General features: G+C 73.1%; 18 protein-coding genes. 10 read left to right on the forward strand and 8 right to left on the reverse strand.

Translation table 11 applies throughout. From position 1 onward, the window contains the following. Positions 1–32 precede the first annotated feature (32 nt). Positions 33–1,598, forward strand: coding sequence for an FAD-binding oxidoreductase (locus tag BM085_RS40575; RefSeq protein ID WP_093892065.1), 1,566 nt, complete (start codon positions 33–35; stop codon positions 1,596–1,598). A gap of 79 nt (positions 1,599–1,677) precedes the next feature. On the opposite strand, the gene BM085_RS40580 is transcribed toward BM085_RS40575, so the two are convergent. Beyond that, the gene (locus tag BM085_RS40580) at positions 1,678–2,805 is read right to left on the reverse strand and encodes a zinc-binding dehydrogenase (RefSeq protein WP_093892066.1); all 1,128 of its coding nucleotides are present in this window, start codon (positions 2,803–2,805) and stop codon (positions 1,678–1,680) included. A gap of 180 nt (positions 2,806–2,985) precedes the next feature. Beyond that, a complete protein-coding gene (locus BM085_RS40585) occupies positions 2,986–3,402 on the reverse strand; it encodes an acyl-CoA thioesterase (protein WP_093892067.1) in 417 nt (138 codons plus the stop codon). Between the two features lie 206 nt (positions 3,403–3,608). Between BM085_RS40585 and BM085_RS40590 the strand changes: the two genes are divergently transcribed. Next, positions 3,609–5,117, forward strand: a complete 1,509-nt coding sequence (locus tag BM085_RS40590) for a metallophosphoesterase family protein (RefSeq protein WP_093892068.1) — start codon at positions 3,609–3,611, stop codon at positions 5,115–5,117. A gap of 35 nt (positions 5,118–5,152) precedes the next feature. Next, positions 5,153–6,748 (forward strand): bifunctional 3'-5' exonuclease/DNA polymerase, encoded by a 1,596-nt coding sequence (locus BM085_RS40595; protein WP_093892069.1) that lies wholly within the window; start codon positions 5,153–5,155, stop codon positions 6,746–6,748. Between the two features lie 21 nt (positions 6,749–6,769). Here BM085_RS40595 and BM085_RS40600 read toward each other — a convergent pair whose 3' ends face one another. The 5 genes from BM085_RS40600 to BM085_RS40620 all read right to left on the reverse strand — a co-directional run bounded on the left by BM085_RS40600 (position 6,770) and on the right by BM085_RS40620 (position 14,319). Continuing rightward, a complete protein-coding gene (locus BM085_RS40600; protein ID WP_093892070.1) occupies positions 6,770–8,050 on the reverse strand; it encodes an MFS transporter in 1,281 nt (426 codons plus the stop codon). A 99-nt stretch (positions 8,051–8,149) separates the two neighbouring features. Beyond that, positions 8,150–10,204 (reverse strand): serine/threonine-protein kinase, encoded by a 2,055-nt coding sequence (locus BM085_RS46585; protein WP_177245516.1) that lies wholly within the window; start codon positions 10,202–10,204, stop codon positions 8,150–8,152. A gap of 236 nt (positions 10,205–10,440) precedes the next feature. Next, positions 10,441–11,847 (reverse strand): YlbE family protein, encoded by a 1,407-nt coding sequence (locus BM085_RS40610; protein WP_093892071.1) that lies wholly within the window; start codon positions 11,845–11,847, stop codon positions 10,441–10,443. Positions 11,848–11,917: 70 nt separating this feature from the next. Continuing rightward, positions 11,918–13,438 carry an AllF/FdrA family protein gene (locus BM085_RS40615; protein ID WP_093892072.1) on the reverse strand — a complete coding sequence of 507 codons (1,521 nt, stop codon included), beginning with the start codon at positions 13,436–13,438 and terminating at the stop codon, positions 11,918–11,920. Beyond that, positions 13,435–14,319 (reverse strand): oxamate carbamoyltransferase subunit AllH family protein, encoded by an 885-nt coding sequence (locus BM085_RS40620; RefSeq protein WP_093892073.1) that lies wholly within the window; start codon positions 14,317–14,319, stop codon positions 13,435–13,437. Before BM085_RS40620 ends, BM085_RS40615 begins: the two co-directional genes overlap by 4 nt. Before the next feature lie 193 nt (positions 14,320–14,512). Between BM085_RS40620 and BM085_RS40625 the strand changes: the two genes are divergently transcribed. The 7 genes from BM085_RS40625 (at position 14,513) to BM085_RS40655 (ending at position 22,523) form a co-directional block, all read left to right on the forward strand. Continuing rightward, positions 14,513–16,075 carry a PucR family transcriptional regulator gene (locus tag BM085_RS40625; RefSeq protein ID WP_093892074.1) on the forward strand — a complete coding sequence of 521 codons (1,563 nt, stop codon included), beginning with the start codon at positions 14,513–14,515 and terminating at the stop codon, positions 16,073–16,075. 25 nt (positions 16,076–16,100) lie between these two features. Next, the gene (locus BM085_RS40630) at positions 16,101–16,322 is read left to right on the forward strand and encodes an RNA-binding S4 domain-containing protein (RefSeq protein ID WP_093892075.1); all 222 of its coding nucleotides are present in this window, start codon (positions 16,101–16,103) and stop codon (positions 16,320–16,322) included. Positions 16,323–16,492: 170 nt separating this feature from the next. Continuing rightward, the gene (locus BM085_RS40635) at positions 16,493–17,914 is read left to right on the forward strand and encodes a uracil-xanthine permease family protein (RefSeq protein WP_093892076.1); all 1,422 of its coding nucleotides are present in this window, start codon (positions 16,493–16,495) and stop codon (positions 17,912–17,914) included. After that, the gene (locus BM085_RS40640) at positions 17,911–18,780 is read left to right on the forward strand and encodes an FAD binding domain-containing protein (RefSeq protein ID WP_093892077.1); all 870 of its coding nucleotides are present in this window, start codon (positions 17,911–17,913) and stop codon (positions 18,778–18,780) included. Before BM085_RS40635 ends, BM085_RS40640 begins: the two co-directional genes overlap by 4 nt. 50 nt (positions 18,781–18,830) lie before the next feature. Next, a complete protein-coding gene (locus BM085_RS40645; protein ID WP_093892078.1) occupies positions 18,831–19,310 on the forward strand; it encodes a (2Fe-2S)-binding protein in 480 nt (159 codons plus the stop codon). 58 nt (positions 19,311–19,368) lie between these two features. After that, positions 19,369–21,777: an aerobic carbon-monoxide dehydrogenase large subunit gene (gene cutA / locus BM085_RS40650; protein ID WP_093892079.1), complete on the forward strand. Its 2,409-nt coding sequence runs from the start codon at positions 19,369–19,371 to the stop codon at positions 21,775–21,777. Positions 21,778–21,953: 176 nt separating this feature from the next. Further along, complete coding sequence (locus tag BM085_RS40655; RefSeq protein WP_143121305.1) at positions 21,954–22,523, forward strand: hypothetical protein; 570 nt, start codon at positions 21,954–21,956, stop codon at positions 22,521–22,523. 223 nt (positions 22,524–22,746) lie between these two features. Here BM085_RS40655 and BM085_RS40660 read toward each other — a convergent pair. Beyond that, a partial coding sequence (locus BM085_RS40660; RefSeq protein WP_143121224.1) for an RNA-guided endonuclease InsQ/TnpB family protein occupies positions 22,747–23,007 on the reverse strand: 261 nt, incomplete at its 5' end.

Consider the following 23,007-nt stretch of genomic DNA (forward strand, 5'->3'; position numbering starts at 1 on the left):
AGGTGGAAACTCCGACGAACGCCGCCGAACCCATGCTCTGGTCCGGCTGGGGCGACCCCGCCAAGGCCGCCGCACTGCCCGCGCCGATCCGCGGGCTGCTACGGGACATGCTGGGCGTGCGGGCGCCGGAGACCCCGGCCGCGAGCTTCGGCGAGGTGCGGCTGCCCGTGGCGGCGCTCTCCCCGCTCGTCCTGAGCGAGCTGCGCGGCATCGTCGGCGCCGATCACGTCCGCGCCGACGACGACGCGCGCATCCGGCACACCCGGGGCAAGTCCACCCCCGACCTGATGCGCATGCGCGCGGGGGACGGCTCCGACGCCCCCGACGCCGTGGTGCTGCCCGGCTCGCACGCCGAGGTGCTGGAGCTGCTGCGGGCCTGTGCCGCGCACCGGGTCGCGGTGGTCCCGTTCGGCGGCGGCACCTCGGTCGTCGGCGGTCTGGTGGCCGCCCGGCAGGGCTTCGCCGGGGTCGTCGCCCTCGACCTGGCCCGGCTGAACCGGCTGGTCTCGGTGGACGCCGAGTCGATGGTGGTGGAGATCGAGCCGGGGCTGCGCGCGCCGCAGGCCGAGCGGCTCCTCGCCGAGCACGGGCTCACCCTGGGCCACTTCCCCCAGTCGTTCGAGTACGCCACGCTGGGCGGCTTCGCCGCGGCCCGCTCCAGCGGCCAGGCCTCGGCGGGATACGGCCGCTTCGACGACATGGTCGTCGGGCTGACCGTGGCCACCCCCCGGGGCACCCTCGACCTGGGCCGCGCGCCCAAGTCCGCCGCCGGCCCCGACCTGCGCCAGGTGATCCTCGGCTCCGAGGGCGCCTTCGGCGTGATCACCTCTCTACGGCTCCGGGTGCGGCGCGCCCCCGCCGAGCGGATCTACGAGGGCTGGCGCTTCGCGTCGTTCGCGGCGGGGTCGGCGGCACTGCGGCGGCTCGCCCAGGACGGCCCGCTGCCCACCGTGCTCCGGCTGTCCGACGAGACCGAGACGATGATCGGCCTGGCCCGGCCGGGGGAGATCGGCGGGCCGGTGGCCGACGCGGGCTGCCTGGTCATCGCGGGCTTCGAGGGCTCCTCCGAGGTGGCCGCTCTGCGGGAGCGCGCCGCCACGGTGCTGGCCGGGCTCGGCGGCGTCCCCCTCGGCCCCGGGCCCGGGGAGTCCTGGGCGCACGGCCGCTACTCCGCGCCCTACCTGCGCGACTCCCTCCTCGCCGAGGGAGCCACCGTGGAGACGCTGGAGACCGCCGGGTTCTGGTCCAACCTGCCCCGCCTCTACGACGCCGTACGGCTGTCGCTGCACGCCTCGCTCGGCTCGCCGCTGGTGATGTGCCATGTCTCCCACGTGTACGGCACGGGCGCCTCGCTCTACTTCACGGTCGTCACGGCCCAGAGCGCGGACCCCCTGGCCCAGTGGGAGGGGGCCAAGCGGTCGGTCAACGAGGCGATCGTCGCGGCCGGCGGCACGATCTCGCACCACCACGGCGTCGGCCGCGACCACCGGGAGGCCTACGCCGCCGAGATCGGCGACCTGGGCGTGGAGATCCTGCGCGGGGTCAAGGGCCGGCTCGACCCGGAGGGGATCCTCAACCCCGGGGTGCTGATCGCCTAGCCTCCGGGGCGGTCGCGTGGACGCCTGATTGAAATCTACAATGTAAAGGCGTCGGGTCGCGCGGACCGGGTCCGCTCTCTCAGAAGACGATCACCTGGCGGACCGCCTCGCCGGTGTGCAGACGGTCGAAGCCCTCGTTGACCTCCTCCAGGGACAGCCGGTGCGACAGCAGCGCGTCCACCGGCAGGATCCCCGAGCGATACATGGAGACGAAACGCGGCACGTCCCTGCGCGGCACGCAGGAGCCGAGGTAGCTGCCCTTGAGCGTCCGCTCCTCGGCCACCAGGCTGAGCGCGGGCAGGGCGAGCTCCCGGGACGGGTCGGGCAGGCCGACGGTCACCGTGGTGCCGCCCCGGCCGGTGGCCAGGTATGCCTGCCGCAGGACCGCGACCACCCCGGTGGTGTCGATGACCTTCTCCGCGCCGCCGCGGGTGATCTCCCGGACCGCCTCCACGGCGTCCGGGCCGCCCGCGACGGCGTGGGTCGCGCCGAGCTCGCGCGCCAGGGCCCGCTTGGACCCGACCACGTCCACCGCGATCAGCGTGGCGGCCCCGGCGGCCTTGGCGGCGATCAGCGCGGCCAGCCCCACCCCGCCCAGCCCGAACACCGCGACGCTGTCGCCGGGGGCGACCCGGGCGCTGTGGAAGGCGGCGCCCGCGCCGGTCAGCACGGCGCAGCCGAACAGGGCGGCGATCTCGAAGGGCAGCCGGGGATCGACCCGGACCGCCGAGCGCGCCGACACCACGATGTGCTCGGAGAACGCCGACACCCCCAGATGGTGCCGGGGCCGTCCGCCGTCGGCCCCGGTGAGGCGCAGTCCGCCGCCGAGCAGCGTGCCGTTCCCGTTGGCCTCGGCGCCCGGCTCGCAGAGCGCGGGACGTCCACCGGCGCAGTGGGGGCAGTGCCCGCAGGCGGGGACGAACGCGAGCACCACGTGGTCGCCCGGGGCGAACTCGGTGCCGCCGCCGGTCGCGACCACCTCGCCCGCCGCCTCGTGGCCGAGGGCCATCGGCAGCGGCCGGGGCCGGGAGCCGTCGATCACCGAGAGGTCGGAGTGGCACAGGCCCGCCGCGCCCACCCGGACGAGGAGCTCGCCGGGGCCGGGCGGGTCCAGGCGCAGGGACATGACCTCCAGGGGGCGCGACGACGCGTAGGGGGCGGGACGCCCCGACTCCACGAGGACGGCCGCGCGTGTCGCGGTGCTCATCGACTGCCTCCAGGGTGGGAAGTGCGGGCTCCGGCCGCGTGTGTCGCGGTGCTCATCGACTGCCTCTCCGGCGTGGGGGAGTGCGGGCTCCGGCCGCGGGGAGGAGACCGGCGGGGCGGTGTCGTACGGCGTCGGCCGGTCACGGGTGGCGCGGGGTGGTGCCGTACGGCGTCGGCCTGGTCACGGGTGGCGCGGGGCGCCGTCTCCGATCACCAGCTTCTCCATGGCGCCGCGCAGCGGTCCCGGGATCTCGGCGGGCCGGCGGGTCCGCCGGTCCACGAACACGTGGACGAAATGCCCCTCGGCCACGACCGTCTCGCCGTCCTCGCGGAACAGGCCGAGCTCGTAGCGGACGCTGGAGCGGCCCAGGCGCCCGATCCGGATGGCCTCGGGGAAGGAGACCGACGCCTTGTAGGCGCAGTGCGACTCGACGCACAGGCCGATGGCGTCGCCGTGGTGGATGTCCAGTCCCGCCTTCTCGATGAGCCAGGTGTTGATCACAGTGTCCATCAGCGAGTAGTGGACGGCGTTGTTGACGTGGCCGTAGACGTCGTTGTCCTTCCACCTGGTCGCGACGGTCTCCCAGTAGGCGTACACGGTAGAACTATATTCCAGAGATGCTTGGGGGCGCGCCCCCGGCTCCGCCGGCCCCGGTCCGGCGGGGCGGCGGGGCGGCGGCCCACGTCGAGCACCGGGACCCGCGTGTACTTCGACGGCTCCGGGATCGGCCGCCTTCCCTGAGAGGTCCGGCCGCCTTTCCCGAGAAGGGTGCGTCCGCGTAAGATCAACGCCAAGATACGGTCATGGTCGATGTCGGGCAGGCCGCGGAACGCGGGCGTGAGGTCTCCTCTCGGGTCTCGGAGGAGGGGGCGGGCTGGGACTGCGTCGAGATCGGCGCCTTCAAGGATCTGCGGCCCAGCAAGGAGAGTTTCACCTGGCTCAGCCCGCGCACCGTCTGGAAGTCGCGGAACGAGGTCCTCGCGGGCGTGTTCGGCGATCCCTCGGGCCAGGTCCGGGTGCGCTGGACGGCGTCCCAGCGGGAGCGGGGCGTCGACCCCTCCTTCCGGATCCCGATGGACGTCGGGCCGGAGTTCTCCTTTCTCGTCCTCGGTGACACGGGGGAGGGCGACGCCTCGCAGTACGCCGTGATCCCGGGCCTGCTCAAACTCGGCGCGGACACTTCCTTCGCCGTCATCGCCAGCGACGTGATCTACCCCACCGGGTCCGGGAACGAGTATGACGACAAGTTCTTCCGCCCCTACAAGGACTACCGGGCGCCGATCTACGCCATTCCCGGCAACCACGACTGGTACGACGGGCTCGGCGGCTTCATGCGGGTCTTCTGCGACGCCCCCGCGCTGAAGGCCGAGCGGCAGGGTTTCCGGCTGACGCCCTCCGGGCTGCGGGGGCTGCTCTGGCGTAAGCCGGAGAAGATCGACGAGGCTCGGCTGGCGAGGGCGCGCGAGCGCCGGTCCCTGCCCGGGCAGCGGGCCGTGCAGCCCGCGCCGTACTGGGCGATGGAGACTCCGGGACTGCTCGTCGTGGGCGTGGACACCGGCATCCACAGCACGCTGGACCGGGAGCAGGCGCAGTGGCTGCGCGAGGTGTCGCGCGATCCCCGGCCCAAGGTGCTGATCACCGGCAAGCCCGTCTACACCCGTAACGAGTACAAGCCGTCCAAGCTGGAGGACGGCGGGACGATCGACGACATCGTCGCCGACCCCGCGCACAACTACGTCGCGGCGATAGGCGGCGACGTGCACAACTACCAGCGCTTCCCGATCGAAGTCGGCGGCCGGACGATCCAGTACATCGTGGCGGGCGGCTCCGGGGCCTTCATGCACGCCACCCACACCATCCCCAGGGTGACGGTCGGCGGCCTGCACGAGGACGACTACCGGTGCTACCCGCTCCGCGGCGACTCGCTGTCGTTCTACAGCAAGCTCTACAGCGAACGGCTGCGCATGCGCTGGCTCTACCTGACGCCCGCGGAGAGCGCGACGCTGATGTCCCGGCAGATCGGCAACACCCCGGTCCGGGACGTCCCGCCCGTCCGCGTCACCCGGCGGATGCGCTGGGCCGCGCGGATCCTCGGCGGCTGGCCGATGCCGTTCCGGCTGCCCGTGGGCAGGGTCTTCCACCGTTACCTGTCGGAGCTGTCGGACTGGGACACCCCGCCGTTCTTCAAGAGCTTCCTGCACATCTCCGTGACGCCGCAGACGTTGAAGATCCGCTGTTTCGCCGCCACCGGGTGCCTGCCGCAGGAGATCGAACCTCCGCTCGAAGACGAGGTCGTGATCTCGCTCCTCTGATCGGAAATGTCGGTTCTCCGTGGCAGGCTGGGCGTATGAACGTGGCAGTCGCGGCAGGTCCCGGCGGTGGGGGCGTCCTGTGCCCGGACGGGCGGGACGCGCGGGCCGTCGGCGATCTGGCGGAGGCCGTGCGCGAGCTGGAGGCCGGGCGGCCGCGCTGGGTCTGGGCCGACACGCGGGAGGTCCAGCCGTCGCTGCTCGCGGCCGGCGTGCGGCCGGCCCGCTGTCATGATCTGGCGCTGACCGAGGGTCTGCTTCTGGGATACGAGGGGCGCCACGGCGAGCCCCGGTCGGCCCAGGCCGCCCATGCCCGGCTGCACGGCCTGCCGGTGCCGGAGGACCACCACGGGCCGCAGGCGCGGCAGGCCACGCTGTTCGAGGAGGAGCCGCCCCCGCCCGACGTCGGCCTGGTCGTCGAGGTCCACGCCGACCAGCTCAGGCGGATCGAGGCCACCGCCGACCCGCAGCGGTTCCGGCTGCTGGTCGCCGCCGAGTCCGCCGGGGCGCTGATCGCGGGGGAGATGGGCCACGACGGCATGCCGTGGCGGGAGGACGTGCACGACACGCTCCTGACCGGCCTGCTGGGCCCGCGCCCGGTGCACGGCATGCGGCCCGCCAGGCTCCAGGCCCTGGCCGACCAGGTGGCCGAGGCCTTCGGCACGCCGTTCAACCCCGACTCCCCGCAGCAGATCGTCAAGGCGTTCAAGTCGGCGGGCGTGCCCGTCGCCTCCACCCGGGCCCATGAGATCAGGAAGGTCGACCATCCGGGCGTCGCGCCCCTGCTCGCCTACAAGGAGATGGCCAGGATCTACAGTTTCCACGGCTGGGTCTGGGCCGACCAGTGGGTCCGCGACCACCGCTTCCGGCCCGAATACGTGGTGGGGGGCGTCGTGTCGGGCCGGTGGGCCACCAGCGGCGGCGGCGCGTTGCAGATCCCCAAGGTGATGCGGCGGGTCGTGGTGGCCGACGAGGGCTGGACGCTGGTCGTCGCCGACGCCGCCCAGCTCGAACCCCGGGTGCTGGCCGCGATGGCCGGGGACGGCGGTCTGGCCAGGGCGGCCGGGCAGATCGACCTCTACCAGGCGCTGGCCCAGGCGTTCGGCGGTGAACGCGACAGCGCCAAGATCGCCATGCTGTCGGCGATGTACGGCGGGACCAGCGGAGACGCGCCCAAGTTGCTGGCCGTGATGCGGCAGCGCTTCCCCAGGGCCTACCAGTTCGTGGAGGACGCCGCGCGGAGCGGCGAGGAGGGCAAGCTGGTCCGCTCCTGGCTCGGCCGTACCTGCCCGCAGCCCTCGGCGGGCTGGCGGGAGCTGGTCTCCGGCCCCGAGGGGAAGCGGGCGGCCCGCGACCGGGGCCGGTTCACCCGTAACTTCGTGGTCCAGGCCACCGCGGCGGAGTGGGCGCTGGCTCTCATGGCCGTGCTGCGCGGGCTGCTGCCCGACCCGGCCAGGCTGGTGTTCTTCCAGCACGACGAGGTGATGGTGCACTGTCCGGCGGAGCTGGCCGAGGAGGTCGTCGCGGCGGTCGGCGGAGCCGCCGAGGAGGCGACCCGGCTGCTGTTCGGCCTGACCCCGGTGCGCTTCCCGATGCAGGCCGTGGCGGTGCGGTGCTACGCCGACGCCAAGTGAGCCGGCCGGGTCCCGGGGCCGTCAGGTGCGCTTCAGCGTCAGCCACGCACCGGTGATCGTCACCATGACCGCCACGACCGTGCCGAGCACGCTGTAGGACAGGGCGCCCACGATGACGCCGGCGGCCACCGCGCCGGTCGCGCCGCAGACGTTCATCAGCAGGTCCGACAGTCCCTGTACGGCGGGGCGGTGCTCCAGCGGCACGGCTTCGCTGAGCATCGCCGAGCCGGCGATCAGCCCGCAGGACCAGCCGGCGCCGAGCAGGGCCAGGCCGGCCGACACCTGCGTGACGCCGTGTGGTCCGGCCGTGCCGGCGAGGACGGCGGCGGCGAGCAGCAGGCCCATGCCGAGCCTCAGCACCGGGACCCGGCCGATCCGGTCGGCCAGCCAGCCGATCAGCGGGGAGAGGACGTACATGCCGGCGATGTGCAGGCTGAGCACGATCCCGATGACCCAGTTCGGTGAGCCGCCGTGGTCGAGGTGGACCGGGGTCATGGACATGACCGACACCATCGCGGTGTGGCTGACCGCGATCGCGACGAGAGCCCGCACCGCGGCCGGCGCCCGGCGCAGGGCCTGCCAGGCGGTGCGCAGGGTCCCCCTGGCCCGCGGGGCGGGCGTGGTCGTGGCGGGAGCGGAGGCGGGGGCGATCGAGCGGGCCAGCAGCAGCGGGTCGGGACGCAGGCCGATCACGATGACGGCCAGCGCGATCGCGAAGGCCAGCAGGGAGAGCGCGAACGGGCCGGTGTCCGGGGCGAGGCCGAGGCTGCGGCCGAGGCGGTCGGCCGGTTCGGCGAGGTTCGGGCCGGCGACCGAGCCGATCGTGGAGGCCCACACCACCCACGAGAGGTGCCGGGCCGAGTGTCCCGGCGGGGACAGGTCGGTCGCGGAGTAGCGGGAGGCCAGGCTGCCCGCGCTCGCGCCGCCGAACAGCACCAGCCCGGCCAGCATCAGCGGCCACGAGCGGACGGTGATGGCGACCACCGTGATCAGGCAGCCGAGCAGGGCGCAGCCGTAGGCCAGGGCCAGCCCGGTCCGGCGTCCGCTCCTGCCCGCGGCCCTGGCGGTGGGCAGGGCCAGCAGCGCGGCCCCGAGCACGGACGCGGTCCCGGCCAGTCCGCTGATCGACACGGAGCCGGAGAGCCGGGCGACCACCAGCGAGCTGAAGGCGAAGCCCACCGCGACCCCGACCCCGCTGGTGATCTGCGCGACGGACAGGACGGCGAGTGTTCGCCGCTGGACGGCGGCGATTTGCCCCCCAACCCTGGGGGAAATGTCGGCATTTATGGGGATTTTGGTCACGAGCGAAGTCTGTCATTACTCATGACGGGCCCCACGGAGGCGGGTGGCTCACGACGAGACCCGCGGGCAGGGGCGCCGGCGCCCGGCAGGGGCGGACGCTCAGCCGACCGGGGCGAAGGTGTCGAAGAAGGTCCGCAGCAGCGGGGCGTTCCTCTCCCACTCCAGGTCCTGCGTCGCGAACGTGATCTGGTAGGCGGTCTCGCCGTCGAGCGCGACATAGCGGGTCAGCCCGTGCATGGGCACGACGCTGTCGGGCTGGACGTAGGTGTACTCCCAGTCGGCCGCGTTCCACGTGCCGTACCGCACGGGCGCGACCCCCACCTCGATGTACTCGTCCAGGCCCTTCTTGCTCGCCCGCCTCAGCGCGGTCACCGGATCGGCGACCGGCACCTTGGCGACGACGATGCTCCGCCCGCTGTTCTTCGGGCCGGAGAAGACGGCCGAGCCGTCCGCCCCCGTCTTCACCGTCCAGCCCTTGGCCACCGCGCCGGAGACGCCGCCCCCGCTCAGCGTCCTGAACCCCTCCGGGACCTCGCCGCCCGCCCGCGACGGCGACACCGGGTCGGCCGGCGCGGAGACCGTCGGAGACGGGCCCGGAGCCGCCGTGCCGGAGGCGTCCCCGGGCAGCAGGATGAGCAGTGCGACGGCCAGCACGGCCGCCGCCCCCACCCCGCCGGCCACCAGCAGGCGCGCTGTCGGACGGCCGTCGCGCATCCAGCCGCCCCGGCCGCCCGTCCGGCGGCGCGAGCTCCTGCGGCCCTCGACCCGGCTGGGCGCCGTGACGGGCTGGGGGGCCTGCGCGCCGTCGCGGGCGCCCTGGCCGGTGGGGAGGGGCCACAGTCCGGCTCCGGAGACCGGGGCGGCCGTGCCGCGCGGCGGGGTGCCCGTGAGCTCGCCGGGCGGATCGGACGGCAGAGGGCGCCCGAGATCGGCCGAGGGGCTGCGCAGCGCCTCGTAGCCACGCTGGTGGCCGCCGGACGGGGCGCCCGGCGGATCGGCGGCGGGAAAGTGTCCCGGCACGGACAGCGGGTCCGCGCGGTACCCGCCCGAGCCGCCGGCCGGCATGTCGCGGGGCGCCGCGTGGCCGCCCGGCACCTCGGCCGGCGGGTCGTACGGCACCCGCACCGGGCCGGAGGGGGTCTCGATGATCCGCGAGGGCATCGGCCCGGACGGCGGGTCCGGCGGCGGGAGATGCATCGGCGCGGAGTCGCCGGGGACCGGTATCGGCGAGGGGACGGGGGGGACGGGCGTGCGGTTGGGAGGCGTGGAGCCGTGGCTGCGCAGCACCCGGTCCAGCAGGTCCGACACCTGGGCGGCGGTCATCCGGTCGGCCGGGTTCTTGCGGAGCAGGCCCTCGATGACGGCGACCAGCGCCCCGGCCCGCTGCGGCCGGGTGGGCTCCTGGGTGAGGATCGCGCCGAGCACGGCCACCGCGTCGGGGCCCTCGTACGGCGGGCGGCCCTCCACCGCCGCGTACAGCGTGGCCCCGAAGGACCACAGGTCGGCGGCGTGCGTGACCGCCTGGCCGGACAGCCGCTCCGGCGGGATGTAGGCCGGGGAGCCCATCAGCAGGCCGGTCTGGGTGATCGTGACGTCACCCTCTATCGCGGCGATGCCGAAGTCGGTGAGCACCACCCGGTCGGAGGTGAGCAGCACGTTGCCGGGCTTGACGTCGCGGTGCAGGATTCCGGCGGCGTGGGCGTGGCGGAGCGCGTCGAGCACCCGGACGCCGATCTCGGCGGCCTGGGCCACGGGCAGCGGCCCGCTCTGCCGTACGGCCTGCTCCAGGGACCAGGCGCGGACCAGCTCCATCACGATCCAGGGGCGGCCGTCCTCCTCGACGACGTCGTGGACGGTGACGATCCCGGGGTGGCTGAGCCGTGCCGCCGAACGGGCCTCGCGCAGCATGCGCCGGTGGGCCACCTGCTTGCCCGCGTGGTCCAGCCCGTAGGGCAGGATCAGCTCCTTGACCGCGACGTCCCGGTCGAGCAGGACGTCGTGGGCGTGCCACACCATGCCCATGCCGCCGCGGCCGACCGGTGACACCAGGCGGTAGCGCCTGCCGACGAGTTTGCCCTGTGCCGCCGGCGCGGACCTGCCGGCGGCCTCGCCCTCGGGGCCGGTCGGGGCCTTGCCGAGCAAGCGATCGGTCATCGTACCCCGTCCCCCCAGAGCCAACCCTATTTGTAAGGTTGGCCACGATATCGGGCTCACAATCGGTAATGGAAGTTGACATGCGGGAAAGCGCATCGCGGCATTTGTTAGCCGGTGCCGCTGTTGGGGCGCTTGACCTGCTGTCGGAGGTCGCCGCCGGAGGCCGTGACACGCCGCCGCGTGCACCGTGAACCGATCATGACTTTTCCGATCACGGCTCCGCGGGAAATGATTACTTACCCGATTCCCCCACCGGGTTCCGCGGCCTCGGCCAGGGCGGCCAGGGCGGCGGTGAAGGCCGAGGCGGGCGGGCTCACCAGGCCCGCGCCCACCTGCCCGGTGCCCGCGATCCGGCCCGCGATACCGGTGTTCACGATGGGCAGCAGACCCGTCCTGGCGACCAGCGCGACGTCGACGCCGACCGGTGTGCCCCGGAAGTCGAGCCCGGGAATCTGGTAGGCGGGGTGCTCGGCGAGAGTGATCTCGTACATGGACCGGGTGGCCGCCATCGCGTCCGAAACGTCGCCGCCGATGAACCTGACGATCGCCGGGGCCGCGGCCATCGCGAAGCCGCCCAGGCCCGCCGTCTCGGTGATCGTGGAGTCGCCGATGTCGGGGTTGGCGTCGGCCGGGCCGTACGCGCCGAGGTAGAGGCCGTCCGGCACGCCCGCCGGACCGGTGAACCAGCGCCCGCCCAGCCCGGAGACCTGGACGCCGAAGTCCGTGCCGTTGCGGGCCATCGCGACGACCATGGTGGAGCCGGGGATGTCGCGGGCCGCGTCGGTGCTCACCTTGCACGCCGCCATGCCCGCGTTGAGGAAGAAGTGGTCGTTGCCGTTGACGAAGCGCAGCACCTCGGCCGCGTGGCCGGGAGCGGCGTCCACGATCCCCGGGGCCAGCTCCCGCGCCAGCAGCGAGGTGGCGGCGCGGTTGCGGTTGTGCAGCTCGTCGCCCATCTGCAGGGCCTGCGCGACCAGCGACCTGAGGTCCAGCGGCCCGGTCCGCTCCAGGGTGGTCCGCAGCACCGGACCGAGCACCTCGCCCATCCAGCCCAGCCGCTCCAGCACCTCAGGGCCGTAGGCGCCGTACCGGAGCACCTTGCCCAGGCCCTCGTTGAGCGAGCAGTAGGCGGTGCCGCCGTGCTCGGCGTCGCGCACCTCGAACATCCACATCGACGGGCTGACCACACCCGCCATCGGCCCCACCGTCCGGTGGTGGTGGCAGGGCTCCAGCCGGGCCTGCCCGGCCGCGAGCCGGTCGGCGGCCTCCTCGGCGTCGGCGGCCAGTCCCTCCAGCAGCATCGCCCCGATGAGCGCACCCCGCATCGGGCCCGACGCCCGCTCCCAGTCGATCGGCGGCCCGGCGTGCAGGAAGGTGCCCCTGGGCAGGTCCAGCACCTCGTGCGCGGGCCGTACCCCCACGAGCTGGGGCCGTGCGGCCGTCAGGCGGCCCACGGCCGTCTCGTTGGCCCGGACCCTGCGCGGATCGGCCAGCACCCGCGCCAGGTCGCCGGCGGTGCCGGGCATCGGCGGGCGCCAGTCCACCCCCACCCTGGGCACCGCCTGCGCGTCCAGTGCCTCGCCGAGCAGCTCGGCTCCGACCGTGATCACCTGAGGCTCTCCGGAGAGCATGGGAAGCGTCATGGAGTACTCCTGAGCGGGGAACGGCGGCCGTGGGCCGGGCGGTCACCGGCGCCGGGCCGCGACCGGCGGGTCAACGGGCGCTCGCGAGCAGGCCGGCCGCGTGCCGGGCGGCCTGGGCGTTGGAGGTGAACACCGCGGCTCCCGCCGCCCGTACCGCCTCCGCCTGGGCGTTCAGCCCCTGAGGGTCGCCCTCGGAGCCGACCAGCGCGACGACCACCGGCACGCCCCTGGCGACGGCGGCGGCGATCCCGGGCGCGAGCCGTGCCGAGGGGTCGGGGTCGGCGCCGTGGCCGAGGACCACGTCCAGCAGGACGACGTCGCCGGGCGGGACCTCGGCCAGGGCCTCCAGGCGGAGCGTGGGATCGATCATCGGGTGGGCCCTGCCGCGCGTGTAGGCGTCGTCGCCGAAGTCGGTGAACTCCCCGGTCCCGGCGATCAGCCGGGCCTCGGCGCACAGCGTCCCTCCCGAGTAGAGGCCCCGCAGCGTCCCGGCGCGCGTGCCGCCCCCGGATCCGTCCGCCCCCTCCGTGCCCGTGCCGGTACGGCCGGCGCCCGCCCCCTCCATGTCCGTGCCGGTACGGCCGGCGCCCGCACCGCCCGTGTCCCGCCCGCCGGCCCGCGGCCGGTCGTCCGGCGGGGGCGGGGCGGGCGCGGGCCATGACCGCCACGTGGGCACCGCCACCCCGAGCGCGCGCAGGGCGTTCTCGGCGGCGGCGGTCAGGTCGTCCTGGCCGGGGCCGAGCAGCGCGGTCACCACCGGGGTCCCGAGCTTCGCGACGGCCTCCCGCACGGTGCGCGCCACCTCAGGGGCGGGAGGCTTGGAGATCAGGACGATCAGCTCGGTCGCCGGATCGGCGTCGAGCGCCTCAAGGGCGCGGAGCGTGGACAGCCCGCCCACCTCCTCCGACAGGTCCCTGCCGCCCACCCCCAGCACGTGGCCGACCCCCACGCCCGCCAGGTCCAGCAGGCAGCTCACCTGCTGGGCGCCGGTCCCCGAGGCGGCCACCAGCCCGACGGGCCCCGGCCGGAGCACGTTGGCGAAACCCAGGCCGGCTCCGGCGATCACGGTGGTGCCGCAGTCGGGTCCCATGACCAGCACGTCCCGCTCGGCGGCACGCCTTTTGAGCAGCACCTCCTGCTCGACCGGCACGTTGTCGCTGAAGATCATGACGGACAGACCGGCCTCGATCGCGTCCATCGCCTCGGCGAACGCGTGCTCCCCCGGCACCGAGACCAGGGCCAGCGTGGCGGCCCGGCCGCGGGCGGCGGTGCGGACGGTGCGCGGCGGGTGCTCGGCGGCCGTCCCGCCGCCCGTACGGCCCGCCAGGCCGGCCAGGAGCCGGTCCAGCTCGGCGGCGGCCGCCTCCAGCGCGGCCGGGCCGCCGCTCCGGATGGCGATCAGCAGGTCGGCGGGGCCCGCCTCGGGGAGGTCGAAGCCCAGCTCGGCGGCGATGCCGCGGTTGAGCTCCGTGGCCATCGCCACCACCGCGACCTCCACCCCGGGCAGCCCGGTGACCGCCTGGCTGACCCGCATCAGGCTCACCGAGTCGTGGTACACCCCCGTGCGCACGCGGACCAGGTCAGTGCTCACTCGCCCCTGCCCTCCAGACCGACGACGGCGGCCAGGCCGATGCGCAACCCCCAGGCCAGGTCCGCCCCCGAGGTGTGGCCGAGCTGGAGGAGCCGGTGCAGCGCCGGCTCCAGATCCTGCCGCCCGGCCAGGCCCCGCAGCACGGCGAGCACCTCGCCGCCGGCCTCGCCCCGGGCCGCGCAGTGCAGCAGCGCCGCCGAGATGGGAGTGGTCCTGCCGCGGGCGTCGAAGGTGACCGCGGCGGCCAGCCAGTCGGCCAGCCAGACGGCCCGCCCGACCCCGGCCGCCGTACCCAGGTGGCGCAGCGCCACCAGCACCCCGGCGAGCATGTCGTCACCGCTGGGGGTGAGTCCCGGCCCCAGCCCGACGAGCTGCTCGGCGGCCGTGACGCCGCGCAGCAGCGAGGCCTCGGCGCATCCTTCGGCCAGCAGCTCGGCGGCGGCGTTGCCCTCCAGCCCCGGGCGTCTGGCCGACCGGTCGCACAGCGCGACCAGCCTGGGCAGCGCGGCCGCCAGCCGTACCGGATCGACCGGGCCGAGCGGCGGAGCCGGGTTCCACCAGCGGTGCGCCCGCAGGCTGAGCCGGCCGACCTCGATCGATCCGTCGCCGACGTACGCCTCGTCGCCCACCGTGACCCGAGGCATCGGGCCGGTGACCACCATCGCGTTGGGCAGCCGGACGGCCGAACCCGTCACCACCGCGATCACCTGTGGTTCGAGCTCGGTACGGACCTCCAGGTAGATCCCGTAGGGGAAGGCCGCCAGCACCCGCGCGGGGCGGCGGGGCGATTCCAGCAGCCGCCGCAGGGCCGTGCTGGCCGCACCGGTCGCGTCCGTCCGCGGGTGGGCCCGCTGTGCTCTCGGGCGCGTTCCAACGGTCATGAGACCCCCCTCGGCGGGCTCGCGCCGGTGCCGTGCCCGCCGGCTCGCTCGCTGCGCTCGATCACGGATTCCCCCCATCCACTGAGCCGACGGTAGAACGGTCCCGGAGCCACGCCGTACGGAGAAAGATGCCAACAGTCAGCTGAAAGGTTGGTTCTTCCTGACAGACGGTTCCATCAGTCACAATCGCTGCATGGAACCTCCCGTGCGCCTGGCAAGCACCGGCACGATCATTCACGGAGTCGCCGTCGGGGAGGTGCTCGGCGTCTCGACGTTGGCCGGAGCACGCCTGATCGCGGGGGAGCGGGGCCTGGGCCGGATCGTGCAGCGGCTCAACGTGATGGAGGTTCCGGACGTCCTCGCCTGGGTCAAGCCCCACGAGCTGCTGCTCACCACCGGCTACCCGCTGCGCAACACCCCCCAGTCGCTCGACCGGCTCGTGGCCGACCTGGACGAACGCGGCCTGGCCGCGCTGGCCATCAAGCTCGGCCGCTACCTGGACCGGCTGCCCGAGGAGATGGTGGAGCAGGCCGACCGGCTGGGTTTCCCGCTGATCCAGCTCCCCGACGACGTCGGCTTCGACGACATCCTCAACCAGGTGCTCACCGACATCCTCAACCGGCAGGCCGCCGTGCTGGCCCGAGCCGAGGAGGCGCACCGGGCGCTGGTCCAGGTCGTGCTCGCGGGGGGCGGCCTGCGCGAGGTGACGGCCGAGGTGGCCGGGCTGCTCGACGTGGCCGTGGCCGTGCTGGACGGGACCGGCCAGGTGCTGGCCGCCGCCGGGCCCGCCGAACACCTGGCGGCGCTGCGCGGCACCCCCGAGGGCCGGCACACCTCGGTCCCCGTCGTCGCGGGCGGCCACCACCACGGCCGGATCGTCGCCTGCGGCCCCGTCGGGTCGGTGAGCGACAGCGACGTCGGAATATTGGAACGTGCCGCCACCGTCGCCGCGCTCGTGGTGACCCGGCAGGAGGCGGTCAACGCGGTCGAGAGCAAATACCGCGCCGACTTCCTGCGCGACGTGCTCACCGGCCGGGCCGGCGGATCCGAGCGGGTCGCCGCGCGGGCCAAGGCCTTCGGCTGGGACCTGGAGCGCCCGGTCACCGTGCTGGTGGCCGAGCTCGACCCGGAGGGCGACGAGCGCGTCGCCCAGGACCGCCTGGTCACCTGCTGGACCGCCGCGATGCGCCGCCACGACCCGCGTGGCGCGGTGGCCGGCTTCTCCCACGAGGTCGTCACCATCGTGGACGCGGCCGTCGACGCCGGCCGCCTGGCCAAGGACGCCGCGGCGGCCTTCGCCGAATGCCTGCCCGCCACCTTCTCCACCGGCGCCAGCCGTACCGCCGCCGGAGCCGAGGCGCTGCCCGAGGCGTACGGCCAGGCCCTGAAGGCGGCCAGGGTCGGCCGTCAGCTCCACGGTCCCGCGGCGGTCGCCCACTTCGACCAGCTCGGCGTCTACCGCCTGCTCTCGCTGGTCAGCGACACCGCCGAGCTGCACGCCTTCGTCCGCGAGACCCTCGGCCCGCTCGCCGCCGACGCCGACGCCGAGAACGCCGACCTCCGCCGGACCCTGCAGGTGCTGCTGGACACCAACCTCAACGTCGCCGAGACGGCCCGCCGGCTCCACTTCCACTACAACACGCTGCGCTACCGCATCGGCAAGCTGGAACGGATGCTCGGCAACTTCACCGAGGACGCCCACCTCCGCCTGAACCTCACCCTCGCGCTGCACGTCCTGCGGATGCGCGGCATCTGAGGGCACGGCCTCTAAACTCTGGAACGTGAACGAGACCTTTGAGCTGGAGACCGACTACATCCCGCTGTGCGACCTGCTGAAGTACTGTGCCGTCACCGACACCGGCGGCCAGGCCAAGCACTTCATCGCCGAGGGGAACGTCATGGTGGACGGCGAGGTCGAGCTCCGCAAGACCTGCAAGATCCGCGCCGGCCAGGTCGTCACCGGCGACGGCTTCGAGATCCGCGTCGTCGGCACCGAGGGCTGATCCCGCCGTGCGCGAGGCGACCACTGGTCAGCGGATCAGTTTTGGCAGATCATGACGGTGTAAGGGCGCGAACGCGGGCCTAATGTGCCCGCAACGACAGCATGGGGATTCGCCGGAGGGATGCCCGCGGGGCGGCCACCGACCGACGGCCCGGTGAGAGGTGGGGCTTGATGGTTGCAGGTTGGACCAAACACGGTGACGGCAAGACCCTGGCGCCCGGAGAGGTCGTCAGGCCGGACGAGAGACTGTCCTGGCCGCGCATGATCGGGTTCGGGGCGCAGCACGTCATCGCGATGTTCGGCGCGACGTTCGTCTTCCCGCTGGTCATGGGTCTGAGCCCCAACATCGCCATCATGTTCTCCGGCGTCGCGACGATCATGTTCCTGCTCATCGTGAAGGGGAAGATCCCCAGCTACCTCGGGACGAGCGCCTCGTTCGTGGGCGGGGTGCTGGCCATCCGGGTCTCCTTCGGCGGTGACACGCCCGCCGCCGACGCGATCGTCACCGGGGCGATCCTCGTCGTCGGCCTGGTGCTCGCGCTCGTGGGCGTGGCGATCCACTACCTCGGCGTGCACATCATCAACCGGATCTTCCCGCCCGTCGTCACCGGCGCGGTCGTCATGCTGATCGGGTTCGGCCTGGCCTACGTGGTCGCCGACGTCTACTGGCCGCAGGACCAGTGGATCGCCCTGATCACCATGCTCGTCACCTTCCTGATCATCGTGGTCTTCAAGGGGTTCATCGGCCGGATCGGCATCCTGCTCGGCCTGGTCATCGGCTTCGCCCTCTCCTGGGGGGCCGACAGGCTCTTCGGGAACATCACCGCCTACAACGCCGCGACCGGCGTGGTCGACACGCATCCGCGGGTGAGTTTCGCCGGTGTGGCGGAGGCCGCCTGGATCGGCTGGCCCGACACCTTCCTGCCCGACATCAGGTTCTCCGCCGTGCTGCTGGTGCTCCCGGCCGTGATCGCGCTGATCGCGGAGAACATCGGCCACGTCAAGGCGGTCGGCGAGATGACCGGCACCGACGTCGACCCCTACATGGGGCGGGCGATCGCGGGCGACGGCGTCGCCACCGTGGTGGCCAGCACCTTCGGCGGCTCCCCGACCACCACCTACGCCGAGAACATCGGGGTCATGGCCGCGACGCGGGTCTACTCCACGGCCGCCTACTACATCGCCGCGGTCATCGCGATCCTGTTCGGCCTCTGCCCCAAGTTCGGCGCGCTGGTCGCGGCGACCCCCGGCGGCGTGCTCGGCGGCATCACGGTGATCCTCTACGGCATGATCGGCCTGCTCGGCGCCAAGATCTGGATCGAGAACCAGGTCGACTTCTCCAACCCGATCAACATGGTCCCCGTCGGCGCGGGCATCATCCTCGCCATCGGCCCGGTCAAGCAGATGATCGGCTCGCACTTCGTCCTGGAGGGCATCGCCCTGGGCACCATCGTGGTGGTGGGCGGCTACCACCTGCTGAGGGCGATAGCCCCCGGCACCGGGGACGAGCCCGGCCGGACCGGCACGGAACCCGGCGGGCCTGAACAGGGCCCCGGTGGCGGGACCGGGCAGCGGGGAGAGGCGTCCGGGTGAAGCCGCCGCCCTTCGACTACCACGCCCCCCGGTCCGTCGGGGAGGCGCTGGAGACCCTCGCCGGCGCCGGGGAGCACGGCAAGGTGCTCGCGGGCGGCCAGAGCCTGATCCCGATGCTCAACATGCGGCTGGCCGCTCCCGGCCACCTCGTCGACATCAACCGGCTCACCGAGCTGGACACCCTCGACGTGGAGCCCGGCGGCGTCCGGGTCGGCGCGCTGGCCAGGCACGCCCGGGTGGAGCGTTCCGAGGAGGTCGCCGCCGCCCAGCCGCTGCTGTGCCAGGCGCTGCGGCTGGTCGCCCATCCGGTGATCCGCAACCGGGGCACGGTGGTCGGCAGCCTGGTGCACGCCGACCCGGCCGCCGAGCTGCCCGCCGTGCTCGCCCTCCTCGGAGGCTCGGTACGGCTGGCCCGGCCCGGAGCCGTCAGGGACGTCCCGGCCGCCGGTTTCTTCACCGGCCTCCTGGAGTCCGCGGCCGAGCCGGGCGAGCTGGCCGTCTCCGCCTTCTTCCCCCTGCTCCCCCCGCGTTCGGGCACCGCGTTCCGGGAGGTGGCCAGGCGGCACGGCGACTACGCCCTCGCCGGGGTCGCGGCGCTGGTCGGCCTGGACGACGACCTGCGGATCACCGCCGCCAGGGTGGCGTGCGTGAGCGTGGGCCCCGCCCCGGTCCTCGTCGACGTCACCGAGGCCTGCGGCCACCGTCCGCCGGCCTCGGCCGACTGGGCTTCGGCGGCGCGGGCCGTACAGGAGCGGACCGCTCCGGAGGCCGACATCCACGCGACCGCCGACTACCGGCGTCATCTCACCGGCGTCCTCGCCCAGCAGGCCCTGCGGGACGCGGCACGGGAGGCGCTCGATGCGTGAGCCGAGCCGGGACGAGGCCGTGGACGCGGCGGAGGAGTGGTGAGCCGACGATGAACATCGCGATCACACTGACGGTGAACGGGGTGGTCCGGCAGGCCGAGGTTCCGGGACGGCGGTTGCTGTCGGACTGCCTGCGGCACGATCTCGGCCTGACCGGCACGCACGTCGGATGCGAGCACGGGGTGTGCGGATGCTGCACGGTGCTGCTGGACGGGGAGCCGGTCCGGTCCTGCCTGACGTTCGCGGTCACCGTGGACGGGCACGACATCACCACGGTGGAGGGGCTCGCCGCCCCCGGCGGCGCGATGTCGCCGGTGCAGCGGGCCTTCGCCGAATGCCACGGCCTGCAGTGCGGTTTCTGCACCCCGGGCTTCCTGTGCACGGTCACCGCCCTGCTGCGGGACAACCCGGCGCCGAGCGAGGAGGAGGTGCTGGAGGGCATCTCCGGCAACCTGTGCCGGTGCACGGGCTACCAGAACATCGTCAAGTCCGTCCACCGCGCGGCCGAGATCATGGCGGAGGAGTCGTGAGCGAGCGGAGCGAGCGAGGCGTGAGCGGCGTCCCGCCGGGCCACGGGGGGAGGGCGGCATGACGACGAAGCTGTTCGGGGAGCCGGTGCGGCGCCGGGAGGATCCCCGGCTGCTCACCGGGCAGGGGCGCTACCTGGACGACCTCGGCGGCGACGCGCTGGCCGCGGCGTTCGTCCGGTCCCCGCACGCGCACGCCCGCATCCGCGACATCGACGTCTCGGCCGCGATCGACGTGGACGGGCTGGTGGCGATCTACACCTGGGAGGACCTGCCCGCCCTGCTCGCCCAGCCGCTGCCGCTGCTCATCCCGCATCCGGCGCTGACCCACGGCCGCACCGCCCACCCGCTCGCCCGTGACCTGGTCAGACATGTCGGCGAGCCGGTCGTGATGGTCGTCGCCCGCGACCGCTACCTCGCCGAGGACGCCTGCGCGCTCATCCGGGTGGACTACGAGATCCTCAAGCCGGTGGTCGGGGTGGAGGAGGCGGCGCAGTCCGCGCAGCTCGTCCACGGCGACGTGCCGGGCAACGTCGGCGCGCACCTGGTGCAGGAGGTGCCCTCGGCCGCCGGGCTCGGCGCGCGGGAGGCGATCGAGACCGCACCGCACACGCTGGCCTTCCGGCTCGACATCGAGCGCAGCGCGTCCATGCCGCTGGAGGGGCGGGGGGTGTACGCCCGCTGGGACGCCGACGACCGCTCCCTGCGCGTGTACACCAGCACCCAGACCTCCACCAGCGTCCGCATGGCGATCGCCGCCAAGCTCGGACTGCCGCTGCCCAAGGTCGAGGTGATCGCGCCCGACGTGGGCGGCGGCTTCGGGGTCAAGATCGTGCACCCGTGGCCGGAGGAGGTCCTGGTCCCGTGGGCGGCCATCCTGCTGGACCGCGAGGTCAAGTGGGCCGAGGACCGTCGCGAGCACTTCGTCTCCTCGGCGCACGAGCGGGCCCAGGTGCAGTCCGTCCGGGTCGGCTTCGACGACGACGGCCGGGTGCTCGGACTGGAGGTGAACATCCTGCACGACCACGGCGCCTACACGCCGTACGGGATCATCGTGCCGATCATCACCTCCACCCAGCTCCTCGGCCCCTACAAGATCGGCGCCTACCGGGTCGAGTTCTCCTCGATCTACACCAACACCGTGCAGGTCACGCCGTACCGGGGGGCGGGCCGCCCGCAGGCCGTCTTCTGCATGGAGCGGACGATGGACCACATCGCCGCCCACCTGGGAGCCGACCGCACGGCGGTGCGCGAGGTCAACTTCATCCGGCCCGACGAGTTCCCCTACGACCAGGGCCTCATCTTCCAGGACGGCCGCCCGCTGATCTACGACAGCGGCGACTATCCGGAGTCGCTGCGGATGCTCAAGGAGCTCATCGGCTGGGACTCCTTCCCCGAGGCGAAGGCTCAGGCGGCGGCCGAGGGGCGCAGGATCGGGATCGGGATCGGCTGCTACGTCGAGGGCACCGGCGTCGGGCCGTACGAGGGCGGCCACGTCCAGATCACCTCCGACGGCCGGGTGCACGTCTCCACCGGGCTCACCTCCCAGGGGCAGGGCCACGAGACCGTGTTCGCCCAGATCGCCGCGGCCGAGCTGGGCGTCCCGCTGGAGCGGGTCTCGGTGGTGACCGGCGACACCCGCAGGTTCGGCTACGCGGTCGGCACGTTCGCCTCGCGGGCGGCGGTGATGAGCGGCAACGCGATCGCGCTGGCATGCCGGAAGGTCAGGGAGAAGGCCCTGCGGATCGCCGCCGACGCGCTGGAGGCCGCGCCTGGTGACCTGGAGATCGTCGACGGCGAGGTGCGGGTGCTGGGCGCGCCCGGCTCCTCGATCCCGCTGGCGACGGTGGCGGTGCTGTCCAACCCCCTGCGCTACGCCTTCGACGAGGAGGCGGCGCGGGCGACCCAGTTCGCCGGGACGTCGGCCTTCGACAGGCCGCCGGTGGAGGAGGGGCAGGAGCCGGGGCTTGAGGGACGCGACTACTACTCGCCGCTCCGCTCGACCTTCGCCTCCGGCATGCACGCGGCGATCGTCGAGACCGATCCGCTGACGGCCGAGATCCGCATTCTGCGCTACGCCGTCGTCCACGACTGCGGCAACCTGATCAACCCGATGATCGTCGAGGGGCAGATCCACGGCGGCGTCGCCCAGGGCGTCGGCGGCGCGCTGTACGAGCGGATGGTCTACGACGAGCACGGCCAGCTGCTGAACGCCTCGTTCATGGACTTCCTGATGCCCTACGCGACGGAGATCCCGCGCGTGGAGACCGCGCACCTGCAGACGCCGTCCCCGCTCAACCCGCTGGGCATCAAGGGCGCGGGGGAGGCGGGGGTCATCCCGGTGTCGGCGGTGATCGCCTCGGCGATCGAGGACGCCGAGGGCATCGGGATCGACAGGATGCCGATCTCCCCGTCGGACCTGTTCGACCTGCGCCGCGCGTCCACCGGACGATCCACGTCCGAAACCTGACCTTCCGTCCGGTCCGCCCCCGCCGGGTCGTGGATGCGTCGGGCGGTCTCCGGGGCAAGCCCGGACGCGGCGTCGCGTTTCGATGTCGATCGCGTCCAACCTCGGGTGCTGAACAGCCTGCTCACTATTGACGAAGCAGGGGCGGATGCCATACCGATCCCTTACGGTGACAGATCGTGAACAGCGAGTCATGCGCGTACATTGATGAGTCCATGCGGGTCGGTGCCGGACTCTATGTGCTGGCCGCCGCGGTCGTTCCCAACCACCAGGCCGGTACGTACAGGGCGGCTCTTCGCGCATTGCTTCTCCCCAGGCAGCCGCGCCTGCACTGGCGGGACGAAAAGCCGAAACGCCGTCTTGAGATCGTCTATGCGCTTGCCGAACTGTCACTCGACGTGATCGCGGTCGTGGGCACCGACATGCCGTCGACAAAACAGAAGCGTGCTCGACGTAAATGCATGGATCGCCTCTACTGGCGACTCGCCCAACGACGCGTGCCCCACGTGATCATGGAGGGGCGTGGTCAGGCGGGCAACAAGGAAGACCTCGACATGGTTAACGCTCTACGTGCGCAGAACATGTTGCCTGATGAGATGCGCGTCGAGTGGGCCGACCCTCTTTGCGACGAACTCCTCTGGCTTCCCGACATCCTTGCGGGCGTCATCGCGGCAGCGGCCACAGGGGAGACGGCGCTACTGGGGCTTCTCGAAGAAGGTGTGATCGTCGATCGACTGCGCTGCGATTGATTGAGAATTGATTGAGAATTGATTGAGAACAGCGCGAAGCCCGGGGTCCTGTCAGTTCCGGCAGTAAACCCGGGCTCACTTCCTCTCCCCCTAGCAGGGGGCGGCACCACCAACCCTACCCCGCCATCGTCGGCGAACACATCGCTTTCCGGTCAGCTTCTCAGCCCTGAAGGGCTGAGCTTGCAGCTCCTCGCCGTCGGTGGCTTCGACGGTTTGGTCCGCGTCAGGCAGCGTGACTCACTGCCCAGCTTGTGACACCGCGTGCGGCGATGTTACGAGCTGCGTTGACGTCGGCGTGCTCAGCGAAGCCGCACGACGTACAGCGGAAGGTTTCCTGGTCCGGCCGGTTCTTCTTGTCCACGTGCCCGCAGGCCGAGCAGCCTTGCGAGGTGTAGGCCGGGTCCATGTAGACCAGAGCGACACCGGCACGGGCCGCCTTGTAGGCAATGAACCGGCCGAGCTGGTGGAAGCTCCACGAATGCAG

This window comes from Streptosporangium canum (assembly GCF_900113865.1).
Lineage (GTDB): Bacteria > Actinomycetota > Actinomycetes > Streptosporangiales > Streptosporangiaceae > Streptosporangium > Streptosporangium canum.